Origin of the sequence: Mesorhizobium sp. NFR06 (assembly GCF_900115245.1) — a bacterium.
Lineage (GTDB): Bacteria > Pseudomonadota > Alphaproteobacteria > Rhizobiales > Rhizobiaceae > Mesorhizobium.
Window position 1 is genome coordinate 128,061 of the sequence record NZ_FOVT01000006.1, and the last position, 14,176, is coordinate 142,236.

Consider the following 14,176-nt stretch of genomic DNA (forward strand, 5'->3'; position numbering starts at 1 on the left):
ATCATCCCTAGTTTTTCAGAACGTTACAGAGCCTTTCACCGCCTGTAGCTTCGGCGGCAATCCTTGCTCTGAACAGTCGCAGTCGGTGGTTTGATGCAGACACATGCGCGGGTGGTGATCGTTGGCGGCGGCTGTGTTGGGGCCGGTATCCTTTACGGGCTGGCCAAGCGCGGCTGGACCGACGTGGCGCTGCTGGAGCGCACGCAGCTTACCGCCGGCTCGACCTGGCATGCGGCCGGGCTGATCCCGTCCTACGCCCGCAACATCAATGTCGGGCGGATGATCAACAAGACCATCGAGATCTATGAAGGTCTGGAGGCCGAGACCGGGCAGCCGGTCGGATGGCACAAATGCGGCCAGCTGCGGATCGCGAATTCCCGCGACAGGCTCGACGAATACAAGAGCTATATGAGCGTGGCCGAGGTGCAGGGCATGCGGGCGCAGTTGCTGACGCCGGCGGAGGCGCGAAAGCTCTGGCCGCTGCTCGACAATCAGCGGATGCTCGGCGCGCTCTATCATCCCGATGACGGCCATATCGCGCCCGCCGACGTGACGCACGCGATGGCCAAGGGCGCGCGGGATATGGGCGCCAAAATCCATCTCAACACCGAGGTCACCGGATTCAAGCGCACACCGGGCGGCGAATGGCTGGTTCAAACCAACCAGGGCGACATCATTTGCGAGCACGTGATCTCGGCCACCGGCAATTACGCGCGCCAGACCGGCGCCCTGCTCGGCCTCGACATCCCGGCGATCCCGATCCTGCACCAGTACTGGATCACCGAAGCGGTGCCGGAGGTGGTGGAGCGCAAGCGTGCCGGACGTCCCGAAATGCCGATCCTGCGCGACGAGGGTTTCGAGGGGTATCTGCGCGAGGAAGGCGACGGGCTGATGTTCGGGCCTTACGAGCGCACCGAACACCTGAAGCTGTTCGCCGAGGACGGCGTTCCTTCCTGGTTCGGCGCCGATCTTTTGGAAGAGGACTTCGAGGCGGTGTCGTGGAACTGGGAGCAGGCGCTGCAACTGGTCCCGGCGCTGGGGCGCGTCGGCATCAAGGCCAATGTGCGCGGCCCCTTCCAGATGACGGCGGACGAGCTGCCGCTGATCGGACCGGCCTGGGGCCTGCCCAATGTGTGGCTGGCCGAAGGCGTTCCCGGCGGCATCCTGTGGGGCGGCACGATCGGCTATTATTTGTCGGAGCGGATCGTCGAGGGCGGCAACAGCCTCGACACCTCCGACCTCGATCCGCGCCGCTTCGGCGACTACGCCAACAAGGAATGGACGCGCGAGAAGGTGCGCGAGGCCTGGGGCACACATGCCGAGCAGAAATATCCCGGACAGGACATGCCCGCCGCGCGGCCGCAGAAGACCGCGCCTTCCTATCACAGGCTGACGGAGCTGGGCGCGGTCTGGGGCGTGCTCAACGGCTGGGAAATGCCCAACTGGTTCGCGCCGAAGGGTGTCGAGGCCAAGGACCAATATAGCTGGCGCTGGACCGAAAAGGGCGTGTTCGTCGGCGAGGAGGTGCTGGCGGTGCGCAACGCCGTCGGCCTGGTCGAGATGACACCGATGACCAAGTTCGAGGTGTCGGGGCCCAACGCGGCCGCCTGGCTGGACGGGATCGTCGCCAACCGACTGCCCGCGACCGGCAAGGTGACGCTGGCGCATCACCTGACCGCCAGCGGCGGCGTGCAGGCGGAGTACATGGTTGCGCGGCTTCGGGAGGACTGCTTCTACCTGATCTCGACGCCGCGCGCCGAGCGCTGGAATTTCGACGACCTCTCGAGGCTGCTTCCCGCCGACGGCAGTGTGGCCTTGAACAACGTCACCAATGATCGCGGCTGCTTCACCATTGTCGGGCCGAAGGCGCGAGACGTGCTGCAGCCGCTGACCGAGATCGACCTCTCCAACGAAAGTTTTCCCTGGTTCAGCGTGAAGACCGGCGGCGTGGCTCTCGCCAGCGACGTCAGGCTGCTGCGCGTCAACTATGAAGGCGAGCTCGGCTGGGAGCTCTACCATCCCCTGCCCTACCAGCGGCAATTGCTCGACGCGATCCTGAAGCAAGGCGAGAAGCAGGGCATGCGGCTGGTCGGGCTGCATGCGCTGGAATCGCTGCGGCTCGAGAAATCCTACCGCGCCATGTATCGCGACATGAACCCCGAGCTCAATGCGTTGGAGAGCGGGCTGGAGCGCTTCATCCGCCTCGACAAGGGCGACTTCGTCGGGCGCGACGCGGTGCTGAAATACAGGCAGCGCGACGACCAGCGCCGCTCGGTGACGCTCAGGATCGACACCGACGGCGCCAGCACGCTCGCCAATGAGGGGCTCTATAGCGATGGCGCCCTGGTCGGGCGCATCACCTCCGGCGGCTATGGCTACACGCTCGGGCATGACGTGGCGCTGGCGCTGCTGCCGGAGCGTCTTTCCAGGCCGGGCACCAGGCTCGACGTTGCGATCCTCGGGGAATGGAAGACCGCCGAGGTCGTCGCGGATTCGCCTTACGATCCCACTTCAGCCCGGGCGCGGATGTAACAGACGGGTTCGCTTGAGACCTGCAGAGGTTGCGTTCTTTGAGGGGGAGCCGTGCATGCGCATCGATCGGATCAACGTCTATTCGGCGCGGCTGCCGGTCAAGGGCGGCGCCTACCGCATGGCCAGCGCCGATGTGGAGGCGCTGGACTCGACGCTGGTCGAGATCGCCACCGATGACGGTTTTGCCGGCTGGGGCGAGACCTGTCCGATCGGCCCGGTCTACCAGCCGCACCACGCGCTGGGCGCCCGCGCCGCGATCGCCGAAATCGCTCCGGGACTCATCGGCCTGGAGATTGCCTCGATCCGCCTGCTCGCCAAACACATGGACGAGCGGCTGAACGGGCATGGCTACGCCAAGGCCGCGTTGGACATGGCCTTCCTCGACCTGCTCGGCCAGAAACTCGGCGTGCCGGTCTCGACGCTGTTGGGCGGCGCGCTGACCGACCGCGTCCCGGCCTATTATTCGCTGATCGTCGGCGCGCCGGACGAGGCGGCGCGGATCGCCGCCGACAAGGTTAGGGCCGGCTATCCGCGCCTGCAGGTCAAGATCGGCGGGCGCAACCTGGAAGAAGACGTGGCCGTCGTTCACAAGGTCTGGGAAGCGGTCGGCTACAAGGCACGGCTAGCGGTCGACGGCAACCGGGGCCTGACGGTCGCCGCCGCGATCCATCTCGACCGGCTGTGCCAGGCGATCCCCTTCGTCTTCGAGCAACCCTGCAACACGATGGACGAGATCGCGACGCTGAAGGGCCGCGTCACGCATCCCGTCTATCTCGACGAGAGCACCGAGGACCAGAACGCGGTGCTGCGGGCAATCTCGATGGGCATTGCCGACGGCTTCGGCTTCAAGGTCACGCGCCTCGGCGGCCTCACCAGGATGACCACGGTGCGCGACCTTTGCGCCATCCGCTCGCTGCCGCATAGCTGCGACGACGCCTGGGGCGGCGACATCATCGCGGCGGCCTGCGTGCACCTGGCCGCCACCGTCGAGCCGCGCCGCATGGAAGGGGCGTGGATCGCGCAGGAATACATCAAGGGGCATTTCGATGCGAAGCACCCGGTCGTCATCAAGCAGGGTCACATCGTCGTACCGCAACGACCGGGGCTGGGCGTGAAGCCCGAGCCCGGCATGTTCGGCAAGCCGGTGGCCATATACGGGCCGTGAGCGGAAGCGGCCGAGACAAACTTACGATTTCGGATCGGAATGGCCGCGGGCGTGGGCGACAATCATCAGCGCCGTCCCCCACTCCGTCTCGGCTTTGCCGAGCCACCTCTCCCCCCTCACGGGCCTCCGGAGTAGGTAATCGCATATGCCGGCGCCAACACCTTGGAGATGTCGCCGAAGGCGACAAAGAGGGTTCTCGCGCGTGAGGCAGCGACCTATCCTTCGTCATTCTAGGGCGGAGCAAGGAGCGAAGCGACGCGCGCAGACCCTAGAATCCATGCCGTGACATCGGCCGTAAGATGCAGCGGTCCAAAATAGCCATCGATGACTGCGCCAATTAAGATCGCCTGATGACCGGATACGTTTACATGACCGCAAGCCAGAAAGGCGGCACGATCTATATCGGTGTCACCAATGACCTTGCTCGTCGCGTGCCCGAGCACAAGACCGGCCAAGGTTCCTCCTTCACCAGCCGCTACGGTGTGCAGCGTCTGGTCTGGTACGAGGAATATTTCGACATCGCCGATGCCATCCAGCGTGAGACGTCATTGAAGCGCTGGCCACGGCAATGGAAGATTGAATTGATCGAGAAGACCAATCCTGAATGGTTCGAGCTGTTTCGCTGAATTGGCTGGTGAACGTTTCTGCACCGCTGCGGCGCTCGGGCGTCACGGCATGGATTCTAGGGTCTGCGCGCGTCGCTTCGCTCCTTGCTCCGCCCTAGAATGACGAAGGAGAGGCAGGCGGGACAGCACCCTCCTCTTCCCTGCCGGGCATCTCCCCCACTAGGGTCCCTCCGGAGGGAGGAGAGGTGGCGCCGCGAAGCGGCGACGGAGTGGGGGAACCACCTATGCGATTACCCCCGCTGGGCGTTTCGACCGGCTGCGCGCCAGACGATCACCTTCGCGATAAGGCGGATCGTTCCGCCCCGTCCTGCGTTGTCTGACACGCAAGGAGGAAACGGCTATGGACGACGATCGGACCGAGAAGATCAGGCAACGCGCCTATGAGATCTTTCAACGCGAGGGCGGTATCCTCGGCAATCACGAGCGGCACTGGCACCAGGCCGAGATGGAGATCGACCGCGAAGCGGCGCTGCCGCTGACGGCCGACGACGCACTGCCCGAAACGCGCGAGATCGACAGCGCGGACGTGCTGACGGTGGAGGCGCTTGCCGTGCGCACCGGCATTTCGGGCGAGGAGGCGCAGGAGCTGCTCGACCGGCTGGGCAATGACCGGGCGGCGATCGAGCAAGCGGCGCGGAGCCTTCAGGCGAAGCGGCGGCGCTGATCCGCCGGCGAAGGCCAGCCGGCCGGATTTCGATCGGTTGCCGGCCGCCACACTCCCCTTCCGGGTTGACAGGATAGGCGCATCGCTCTAGCTTCGCGTTAGTGGCGACTAACGCGAAATACTGGACAGCGCTCGGAGATCCGACGCGGCGCACGATATTCGAACTGCTGGTCGAGCGACCCTGTTCGGTCAGCGGCCTGGCCCGTGCGTTGCCTGTAACCAGGCCGGCGGTCTCTCAGCATTTGAAGGTCCTCAGGGAAGCCGGGCTCGTGGCCGACACGCGCTCCGGCAAGGAACGCATCTACCGGATCGATCCGGACGGCCTGGCGGGCCTGCGCGCGGAAATCGACCGGTTCTGGTTGAAGACGCTGGCGGCCTACAAGCTGGCCGTCGAGCAACCGACAAAGGACGAGACATGATCAAGCAACCGACACCCGCTCCCGTAAGGCATTCGGTCGTTGTCGAGGCGCCGATCGCGCGCGCCTTCAAGGTGTTCACCGAGGACTTCGACAGCATCAAGCCGCGCGACCACAATCTGCTCGCCGTCCCGATCGCCGAAACGATCTTCGAGCGGCGCGTCGGCGGTCACGTCTACGACCGCGGTGTCGATGGCAGCGAGTGCCGCTGGGCCCGCGTGCTGGTCTACGAGCCGCCGAACCGGCTGCTTCTGAGCTGGGACATCAGCCCGCGCTGGCAGATCGAAACCGACCTCGCCAGGACAAGCGAATGGGAAGTCCGCTTCACCGCCGAGGCGGAAAACCGGACCCGGGTCGAAATCGAGCACCGCCATATCGAACGGCATGGCCAGGGCTGGGAAGGCGTGCGCGGCTCGGTCGACGGCGATCAGGGCTGGCCGCTCTACCTGCAGCGGTTCCAGGCGCTTTTCGCCCAGGCGGCGTGACAGCCGTCTCCGCATCGAGCGGCATCGCCCATGACGTCAATCCGGCCCGCAGCGATTTTCAGGGAGCGGAGAAAATGCAAGCCTATTGGTTGAGCATCCTCGGCGTGCTGGCGCTCTGTCTTCAGTCGGTGGCGCTGGCGGTCTATTCCGGCTCGTCCAAGGGATTTGCCGGCAAGCTTTCGGGCCCGGTCATCCCGGCGGACGACGACGACCCGCTTTACCGGATCGACCGCGTCCACATGAACTCGGTCGAGGCGCTGGCCCCCTTCGTCGTGCCGGTGGTGCTGGCAATGCTGGCCGGCGTCGGACCGGCGACGCTGGCCGTGCTGGTGTGGGCTCACCTGGCGATACGCCTCGTGCACATGGCGATCTACCTGCGTGGCGGAAACGCCGCCAAGGGCGGCAGCGTCCGGACGATCCTCTATGTCTCGGGGGCACTGGTCATGCTTGTCCTCATCGTCGTGACGGGCTGGGTCGTCGCCGTTTGACGCCGCGGCCCGGGCTTTGGAAAGGCTTGGGTCAGAACGTCTCGAACCGGCGTTCCACTTCACGCGCGAACATCTCCCTCTTTTCGTTGGAAATGCCCTCGACGGAATATCTCGTCAGATAGAGATGCTTCGCATTGCGGCCGCACATCGTCTTCAGGCCGCGCAGCAGCACCTTCTTTCCCGGATTCTGCATGTAGATTTCCGTGTACCACCAAGGCGACCCGCAGGTGGTTACCACGCCCATGCGATTGATGTTCAGAAGAATCGGCTTGATGGCACCGCCATCCGCCGGCACCTCATAGGCAATGCCGGGCCGCCAGACGCGGTCGAAATAACCCTTCAAAATGGCGGGCATGCCCGACCACCATGTCGGGAAGCAGAACACGCAGGCCTCGGCCCATCTGAGCGCATCGATGTAGACCCGCAGGTCCTCGGGCACCTGAGACGGATCGAAGTGGCCGCGCCTCTCCTCGGCCCGCATCACGGGATCGAAATTCATTTCATGGAGGTCGAAATCCACGACCTCGTCGCCCCTGGCCTTGAGGGTCCGGACGACGCGATGGTGAAGCGAGGCCAGGTAGCTGTCGGCAAGTGGATGCGCGCAGACGACATTGATCTTCATGAGTTGAGCCTTGTGATCCAAGACATATTATCTATCGCGCAACCAACAGGGAACAGCGCGATGGGCGCGCCGACGTCAGTCGCGGACAGCGTGCGGCCGCCAGGCCAGCATGCGCATGGCGTTGGCGGTGACCAGAACCGTCGCACCGGTATCGGCAAGGATCGCCGGCCACAGACCGGTGACGCCGGCGATCGTCGTGACGAGGAAGACCGCCTTCAGCCCGAGCGCGACAGCGATGTTCTGATGGATGTTGCTCAGCGCGCGCCGCGACAGCTCGATCAAGGCGGCAAGATCGCCGACGCGGCCGTGCAGGACCGCAGCATCTGCCGTCTCCAGCGCGACATCGGCGCCGCCGCCCATGGCGATGCCGACATCGGCGGCGGCAAGCGCCGGCGCGTCGTTGATGCCGTCGCCGACTTTCGCAACCTTCCTGCCGGAGGACTGCAAATCGCGAACGATGCGCTGCTTGTCCTGCGGCAACATTTCGGCATGCACGGGAAGCCCCAGACCCTTTGCGATCGCCGCCGCCGTGCGCTTGTTGTCGCCGGTCAACATCACCGGCTCGACGCCAGCGTCCCTCAACGCCGCGAGTCCGGATTGCGCGTCGGCGCGCGGCTCGTCGCGCATGGCGATGATGGCGGCCGGCTCGCCGGCCGCGATCAGCACCGCGACGGACTTGCCTTCGTCGTTGAAGGCGGCGATGCGCTGAAGCTGGTCGGCGGAAAGTGCGATGCGTTCCGCAGCAGCCGCCGACGATCCGAGAAAAACCTCCTTGCCGCCGATCTTGCCGGCGACACCCCTGCCGCCGAGGGCGAAAGCTACCGACGCCGGCGGTACCGGCACCCTATCGGCCTTGGCGCGGTCGAGGATCGCCAAGGCCAGCGGGTGGCTGGAGCCGGTCTCCAGCGCCGCTGCCATCGACAACACATTGGCCTCGCCGCGCCCGATCGCGACGATGTCGGTGACCTTCGGTTTTCCCTCGGTCAGCGTACCGGTCTTGTCGAGCGCCATGGCGTCGATCGAGCTTAGTGCCTCGAGGACGGCGCCACCCTTGATCAGCAGGCCGCGCCGTGCGCCGGCCGACAAAGCGGCCGCGATCGCTGCCGGGGTTGAGATGACCAAGGCGCAAGGGCAGCCGATGAGCAGGATGGCGAGCCCCTTGTAGATCCACTCGCTCCAGCCTGCGCCCGCGACCAGCGGCGGCAGGACCGCCACCAGCGCGCCGAGCGCCAGCAGGCCGGGCGTGTAGACTTTGGAGAAACGATCGATGAAGCGCTCGGTCGGGGCCTTGCTCTCCTGCGCCTCCTCGACCAGCTTGACGACGCGCGCGATGGTGTTGTCGGCCGCGGCCGCGGTGACCTTCACGCGCAGCACGGCGTCGGTGTTGATGGTGCCGGCGAACACGCCGTCGCCGGCCTTCTTGCGCACGGGAACGCTTTCGCCGGTGACGGGCGCCTCGTCGATGGCGCCGTCGCCCTCGACGATCTCACCGTCGGCGGCGATCCTGTCGCCGGGGCGGACGAGGATGACCGCTCCGAGGGAAAGGCTTTCCGCCGGCACCTCCTCGACCGCGCCGCCGCGCTCGACATAGGCGGTCTTGGGAACGAGGCTCGCCAGGTTCTGGATGCCGGCCCGGGCGCGGCCGGCGGCAACGCCTTCGAGCAGCTCGCCGACGAGGAAAAGGAAGACGACGGCGGCCGCTTCCTCGGCCGCGCCGATGATCACCGCGCCGACGGCGGCGACCGTCATCAGCGTCTCGATCGAGAACGGCGTGCCGGCAAGGGCCGCCGCAAGCGCGCGGTTGGCGACCGGCAGCAGGCCGACGGAAAGCGCTGCAAGAAACGCCCACCATTCGATCGGCGGATAAAGGCGTCCGATGCCATAGGCCAGCCCAAGCGCCACGCCGCAGCCGATAGTGAGCATGCCCTTGCGCTTCCCCCACCAGGCGCCCTGCCCGTCGCCGGCGGCATGCGCGTGGATATCGGCCTGCCCACGGTCATGATCATGGTCGCGATCATGAGCGCGCCCGCGACCTTTCGTGCCGAGCTTCTCGCCGTCCGCGGGAAAGACGCCGTAGCCGAGCTTGCCGAGCTGCGTCTTCATCGCCGGCAGCAAGGTCGCATCGGCCGCATGGCCGATCCGCATCGAGCCGGCCGTCGCCGAGACGGAGACGCGCTCGACTCCCGCAAGGCGGCTCACCGCCGTCTCGACCTTGGCCGCGCAGGCGGCGCAGTCCATGCCCGTGACGCGATAGCGCGTTTCCCTGATGTCCATTGCATCGGCTCCTTGCCTAACTCGGAGTCCGTGCTACATCCTCTAGCGGCTAGAGGAGCAAGGCCAAAAAATGCGGGAAAATGATTTCGCGATCGGCGAGGCCGCGCGGCGGAGCGGCGTCAAGGTGCCGACGATCCGTTACTACGAGCAGATCGGCCTGCTGCCGGCAGCCTCCCGCACGAACGGCAACAGGCGGCTCTACGACCGCGGCGACCTCGACCGCCTCGCCTTCATCCGGCATGCGCGGGAGCTTGGTTTCGAGGTCGACGCCATCCGCACGCTGTTGTCGCTGCAGGACGATCCGGCGCAACCCTGCGCCGCCGCCGACGCCATTGCCAAGGCTCGCCTCATCGAGGTCGAGAGGCGTATCGCCAGCCTGAAGGCGTTGCGCGACGAGCTGCTGCGCATGGTGAAGAAATGCGCCAGCGGCAGGATCGAAAACTGCCGTGTCATCGAGACGCTCGCCGACACGAGCCATGCGCATGGACGGCTTGCCGAGGCTTAGGCTGTCCATCGACGCGAATCGGAAATCGCTGGTGGTTGACAAACAGGCGCTGCCTTGCCGGTTACGTCGATGCGTCCCTGAAAACATCCGGCGAATAAGAAAATGCCCGCTCCAGCATGCCGGAGCGGGCGAAAGCCTTTTAAGACAGCTAGCTGGGGACTTTCACCAAATCTCGGTGAGCAAGGCGACTGTTGCTCTGCAGGTGGATGTCGAGCTCCGCGAGGCCGCGCCAAGCCTTAGCGAGGCGGTCGAGATAATTCGGGGCCAAAGTTCTGCGGAGCTTGGAGGCGCGACCTGCTACCTTAAGTTGCTGTTCTGTTTTGCCAACCGCGGCCACCTCGGGCGGGGTGTTCGCCCCATTTGTCGGAACGCGCTCTGCTTCATTCAAACGGACGAGGACCTTTCGAGGCCCACAGTACTACCATTGAGTTGGGATGATCATTGAACTTTTCGGACCACCGGGATCCGGCAAAACAACCTTCGCGCATGCGCTTGCCGGCCGCTTGCGTGACAGAGGATACACGGCCAGAGTCATTCTCTGTTACCAGCCGCGTAATAAAGGCGATGGTTGGGATAATTTCGGTGTATTATCAATAATTATAAGAATATCGTCCGCAATGTATCGTACAATATTTATATTGCTGTTCTCTTTTAGAGAAAAATACGAGTTTGGAATAAGCAATAAATTAACGCGTCTTATGCCTCCCGAAAGTATTATTTGGCGTGTCAGGATATGGCAATATATCACGCGGTTATCGCGCTGTTGGAAGCAGGCACGGAAATCGACGGACATAGCAATATTTGACCAGGGCTTCGTTCAGGCGATTGGGTCTCTGGCGATGTTCAACGGCGCCGCAGATGACACGCTGATCGCACAGGCGCTTCATTTCGTGCCCCAGGCCGATTTCGTGGTTCGGATGGTCGTGCCGCGCGATGTCGTGGAAACGCGACTGCGTGCAAGGATGATGTGCGAACCGGCAGCGGAGCGACTCTTTGAAGTGGACGTCGCAGACAACATGAACTTCTTTCGGGTATTCGACAATATTGGCGATGTCCTCTCGAGAGCGCACCAAAACATCGTGTTGGTTCAAACCATCGACCAGCGATCAACCTTCAGTGGCCTTTGTCGGGTGGAAGAGGAAATACTGGCGCGCCTATCCCAAATCGAGGCTCCCGTTGGGCGAAGACGAAACGCATTGCCGACCATGCGCGGGCCAAGAAAGTACGAAAGTATGAATGACCGCTCCGATGGGAATCCACTCCAGCAGCAAGCAGCCGACCGGGTCGCCGACATCGCGCCGCTCGCCGCCGCAATCGGGAGCACCGCCGGCACCGCCTCCATTGCGATGCCTGCTCAGCGTTACGACGTTGGCCGACGCCTCATTCATGCAAGCGTCTTCGCCCTCCTGGTCTATATCGGCGGTGCCGGGCTCACCAGCATGGCACAACTCGGGATCGCGCGCCTGGTCGGCGCCACAAGCTACGGGATCTACTCCTACGCTCTGGCATGGAGTTCGGTTCTCGCCTCCCTCTCGATGCTCGGCTTCAATGTATCGCTTCTTCGCTTCGTGCCAGCATACAAGGCCGCTGGGCGCTTGGATCTGGCGCGCGGGTTAATCACCTTCGCGCTGTGGCGGTCGCTGCTGGCGGCGACACTGGCGGGGCTGGCCGGAGCGGGGCTCGTCGTCTTTCTCCCTTCGAAACACCTCTATCAGGAGTTTCAAGCGACAATGCTCCTCGGCATGGTGGCCGTGCCGTTGATCACGGCCTACGCCCTTGGCGCAACCCTGGTTCGTGCCTTTGGAGGTGTAGTGTCGGCTCTTTTGCCCGAACGTATTGCGCGCGATGGACTTCTGTTGATTCTGCTGGGAGGCGCGGCGTTTTCGGGCTGGTGGACCCTGGATGCATCGTTCGCGATGATGGCAGTCGTTGCAAGCTCGGCCGTAACAGTGGGGCTCGTGCTCGTCACCGCAACGAAACTGTCGCCGGCCGGCTTGCGCGACACGCAGGCGACATACACCGGACGCCAATGGTTGTCCGCAGTCCCCCCGACCATGCTTATCACCGGGCTCGACGTTTTCATAAGCCGCACGGGGGTTGTGCTTCTGGGCTGGACCGGCCAGGTCCGCGAGGCTGGTATTTTTGCCCTTGGACTGAACGTGGCGTTGCTGGTGGGCCTTTCCAGCGCTGCTGTCAGCACGATTTTTTCGCCAACAGCGGCGGATCTTCATGCGCGCAAGGATCACGAGGCGTTGCAGCGGCTGTTTTCGCGGGCTGCGGTTCTAAGCTTCAGCGGGGCGGTTGCGATGGCTGTTCCATTGCTGCTGGTCACCGAACCCCTCTTGCACTGGTTCGGTGAGGATTTTGTGGCTGGAGCACTGATCGCGCGGATCCTCATCACGGGTTATGTCTGCACTGCGCTCTGTGGACCTCAGCTGAACCTTCTGACGATGACCGGACACGAATGGGCCGCGGCAACGATGATGGTTGCCGGCGCCGTGGCCAACATCGTGGCCTGTGCGGTCGGCATGGCGCTGGGAGGCATGATCGGAGCGGCGGTGGGCGTCGTGCTCGCTTTGGTCGTCTGGAACTCGGCGATGGCAATCTATATCCGCAAACGATTGAATATCTTGCCCGGTCTGATCTTTGCCGCCGAGGCTATCAGGTCGGGACAACTCAGAGTTTGGCGGGGATAACGGCATGTCCCGCCCGTGGAGCTCGGCGCAATGATATTTACCGGCTATCAGGGCAGCTGGTTTTCACGGCTTGAGCCCGATTCTCAAGCGGCCACCGGGGGCAGCTGCACCAGAGACGTCATTACCACACCGGTTCGGGAATCCCGGGTTCTAGACACTCTGCTCATGGCGTTGAGCGCCTTGCGACAAAGCAATGTCGAATGTTGCTATTGGAAGAGCAGCCGGCGCTTTCCGGCTGTTTTGTTGGGTGAATCGGACCTTGATCTGCTTGTTGCGAGGTCCGATCAACATCTGGCCGCTCAAGCGTTGCTTGCCTGCGGCCTCAAGCGCTTCGAGTCCGTAAATTGTTGTGGCCATCCTGCGGTGCAGAGCTTTCTTGGCTATGACGAACCGAGTGGTCGCATCATCCACCTCCATCTTCACTACCGTCTTGTCGTCGGCGAGCCTCTCCTGAGAAATTATCAATTGCCCTGGGAACAGCTCATTCTGGCCTCGGCAATCCCACATCCAAGACTGCCCATCCGGGTACTGGATCCGGCAAGCGAAGCACTTCTGCTGTTGGTGCGAGCAAGTCTCGAATTGCGGCGCCGAGATCCCCTCGCGCTTCGCAACTGGCGGGCAACGCAGAAGAAATTCGAACTCGACCGGTTGGATCTGGCGTCGCGCGTTGATCCCCGCCGTCTTCGTGACCTGGCAGCAAAGCTAGTGAAACATGATCTGGCGGAAGCGATTGCCAATGCACTGTTCGACCCGCAGCCCCTCGCGACCCAACGTCGCCTTCGCAGACATATTCGCAAGGACTTGGCGGTGTATCGAACCTACAACGCCATCGAGGTAGTCCTGCGCGGCATCGGCCGAGCCATCCACTGGACCGTCGGAAACTTGAACAAGCGGTTCCTCCATATACCCCGACCTTGGAGCCGCCGTGCCCCCGGCGGTGGTATGGTGGTGGCCGTGGTTGGCATCGACGGGAGCGGCAAGACAACGTTGGTCGCAGCGATCCGCCAGTGGCTTGGGTCGGAGGTCGACGTGATGCCAATCTACTTCGGCACTGGTGGCGGCAGGCCATCGCTGCTGCTGCTGCCGTTCAAGCTGCTGGTACCGGTGGCCACTTGGGCGCTTGGAACCAAGCCCGCTGGCAGCTCGCACGGCACGGTCTCGGATCATACCCCGGGAGCGTTCTACAGCATTCTTCTTGCCATCTGGGCAACTGTTGTTGCCGTCGAAAAGCTGATGAAGCTGGTGGCCGCGCGTCGTGGAGCGGATCGAGGAATGGTCGTCATCGCCGACAGATTCCCCCAGGACCAGATCGTCGATTTCAACGACGCACCTCTGCTGCCCCGATTGGCAAATGTCCCGGCCCGACTGCGACGGTTTGAGGCCAACGCCTATGCGCTTGCCCGGCGTCAGCCGCCGGATCTCGTGATAAAATTGCAGACGACCCCCGAAGTCATCATGACGCGCGAGCCGGGCATGGATCCCTCGGTCATCCGGAGGCGGGTGCCAGCCCTGCAGCAATTGACCTTTCGAGGTGCCACTGTGGTGAGCGTGGATGCCGGCCAACCACTGGTTGATGTCATCCGCGCGGCCAAGGCCGCGGTCTGGCGGATGCTTTGAGCAGATCAAGCACCTCCGTCGTGACCGTCTCGCCATGGTCAAGACGGCATCGCAAGCGCTGCAATCAACCTTCAGTGGGAGGGTAT

General features: G+C 63.8%; 12 protein-coding genes. 10 read left to right on the forward strand and 2 right to left on the reverse strand.

The genetic code is table 11. The features are described 5' to 3' along the window. Positions 1–93 precede the first annotated feature (93 nt). The 7 genes from F3H96_RS13175 to F3H96_RS13205 all read left to right on the forward strand — a co-directional run bounded on the left by F3H96_RS13175 (position 94) and on the right by F3H96_RS13205 (position 6,376). On the forward strand, positions 94–2,532 hold the full coding sequence (locus tag F3H96_RS13175; protein ID WP_149802173.1) for an FAD-dependent oxidoreductase: 2,439 nt from the start codon (positions 94–96) through the stop codon (positions 2,530–2,532). Between the two features lie 55 nt (positions 2,533–2,587). Continuing rightward, the gene (locus tag F3H96_RS13180) at positions 2,588–3,697 is read left to right on the forward strand and encodes a mandelate racemase/muconate lactonizing enzyme family protein (RefSeq protein ID WP_149802174.1); all 1,110 of its coding nucleotides are present in this window, start codon (positions 2,588–2,590) and stop codon (positions 3,695–3,697) included. 350 nt (positions 3,698–4,047) lie between these two features. Then, a complete protein-coding gene (locus F3H96_RS13185; RefSeq protein ID WP_149802175.1) occupies positions 4,048–4,323 on the forward strand; it encodes a GIY-YIG nuclease family protein in 276 nt (91 codons plus the stop codon). Between the two features lie 340 nt (positions 4,324–4,663). Beyond that, on the forward strand, positions 4,664–4,987 hold the full coding sequence (locus tag F3H96_RS13190) for a DUF2934 domain-containing protein (protein ID WP_149802176.1): 324 nt from the start codon (positions 4,664–4,666) through the stop codon (positions 4,985–4,987). A gap of 101 nt (positions 4,988–5,088) precedes the next feature. Beyond that, a complete protein-coding gene (locus tag F3H96_RS13195) occupies positions 5,089–5,406 on the forward strand; it encodes a metalloregulator ArsR/SmtB family transcription factor (protein WP_149802177.1) in 318 nt (105 codons plus the stop codon). Beyond that, positions 5,403–5,888 (forward strand): SRPBCC family protein, encoded by a 486-nt coding sequence (locus F3H96_RS13200; RefSeq protein WP_149802178.1) that lies wholly within the window; start codon positions 5,403–5,405, stop codon positions 5,886–5,888. Before F3H96_RS13195 ends, F3H96_RS13200 begins: the two co-directional genes overlap by 4 nt. Before the next feature lie 74 nt (positions 5,889–5,962). Beyond that, positions 5,963–6,376, forward strand: a complete 414-nt coding sequence (locus F3H96_RS13205) for an MAPEG family protein (protein ID WP_149802179.1) — start codon at positions 5,963–5,965, stop codon at positions 6,374–6,376. Positions 6,377–6,407: 31 nt separating this feature from the next. Here F3H96_RS13205 and F3H96_RS13210 read toward each other — a convergent pair whose 3' ends face one another. Together F3H96_RS13210 and F3H96_RS13215 are read right to left on the reverse strand one after the other, a co-directional pair. Continuing rightward, complete coding sequence (locus F3H96_RS13210; protein WP_149802180.1) at positions 6,408–6,998, reverse strand: NAD(P)H-dependent oxidoreductase; 591 nt, start codon at positions 6,996–6,998, stop codon at positions 6,408–6,410. A gap of 75 nt (positions 6,999–7,073) precedes the next feature. Then, positions 7,074–9,272 (reverse strand): heavy metal translocating P-type ATPase, encoded by a 2,199-nt coding sequence (locus F3H96_RS13215; protein WP_149802181.1) that lies wholly within the window; start codon positions 9,270–9,272, stop codon positions 7,074–7,076. 70 nt (positions 9,273–9,342) lie between these two features. On the opposite strand from F3H96_RS13215, the gene F3H96_RS13220 reads away from it, so the two are divergent. The 3 genes from F3H96_RS13220 (at position 9,343) to F3H96_RS13230 (ending at position 14,090) form a co-directional block, all read left to right on the forward strand. Continuing rightward, a complete protein-coding gene (locus F3H96_RS13220; RefSeq protein WP_149802182.1) occupies positions 9,343–9,777 on the forward strand; it encodes a helix-turn-helix domain-containing protein in 435 nt (144 codons plus the stop codon). 434 nt (positions 9,778–10,211) lie between these two features. Then, positions 10,212–12,473, forward strand: a complete 2,262-nt coding sequence (locus F3H96_RS13225; RefSeq protein WP_149802183.1) for a polysaccharide biosynthesis C-terminal domain-containing protein — start codon at positions 10,212–10,214, stop codon at positions 12,471–12,473. Positions 12,474–12,503: 30 nt separating this feature from the next. Continuing rightward, on the forward strand, positions 12,504–14,090 hold the full coding sequence (locus F3H96_RS13230) for a hypothetical protein (protein WP_149802184.1): 1,587 nt from the start codon (positions 12,504–12,506) through the stop codon (positions 14,088–14,090). The last annotated feature ends 86 nt before the right edge of the window (positions 14,091–14,176 follow it).

What these genes read in the sequence shown, in the direction of transcription:
- F3H96_RS13175 (WP_149802173.1), top strand. Translation starts at nt 94, where the DNA reads ATGCAGACACATGCGCGGGTGGTGATCGTTGGCGGCGGCTGTGTTGGG.
- F3H96_RS13180 (WP_149802174.1), top strand. Translation starts at nt 2,588, where the DNA reads ATGCGCATCGATCGGATCAACGTCTATTCGGCGCGGCTGCCGGTCAAG.
- F3H96_RS13185 (WP_149802175.1), top strand. Translation starts at nt 4,048, where the DNA reads ATGACCGGATACGTTTACATGACCGCAAGCCAGAAAGGCGGCACGATC.
- F3H96_RS13190 (WP_149802176.1), top strand. Translation starts at nt 4,664, where the DNA reads ATGGACGACGATCGGACCGAGAAGATCAGGCAACGCGCCTATGAGATC.
- F3H96_RS13200 (WP_149802178.1), top strand. Translation starts at nt 5,403, where the DNA reads ATGATCAAGCAACCGACACCCGCTCCCGTAAGGCATTCGGTCGTTGTC.
- F3H96_RS13205 (WP_149802179.1), top strand. Translation starts at nt 5,963, where the DNA reads ATGCAAGCCTATTGGTTGAGCATCCTCGGCGTGCTGGCGCTCTGTCTT.
- F3H96_RS13210 (WP_149802180.1), bottom strand. Translation starts at nt 6,998, where the DNA reads ATGAAGATCAATGTCGTCTGCGCGCATCCACTTGCCGACAGCTACCTG.
- F3H96_RS13215 (WP_149802181.1), bottom strand. Translation starts at nt 9,272, where the DNA reads ATGGACATCAGGGAAACGCGCTATCGCGTCACGGGCATGGACTGCGCC.
- F3H96_RS13220 (WP_149802182.1), top strand. Translation starts at nt 9,343, where the DNA reads ATGCGGGAAAATGATTTCGCGATCGGCGAGGCCGCGCGGCGGAGCGGC.
- F3H96_RS13225 (WP_149802183.1), top strand. Translation starts at nt 10,212, where the DNA reads ATGATCATTGAACTTTTCGGACCACCGGGATCCGGCAAAACAACCTTC.
- F3H96_RS13230 (WP_149802184.1), top strand. Translation starts at nt 12,504, where the DNA reads ATGATATTTACCGGCTATCAGGGCAGCTGGTTTTCACGGCTTGAGCCC.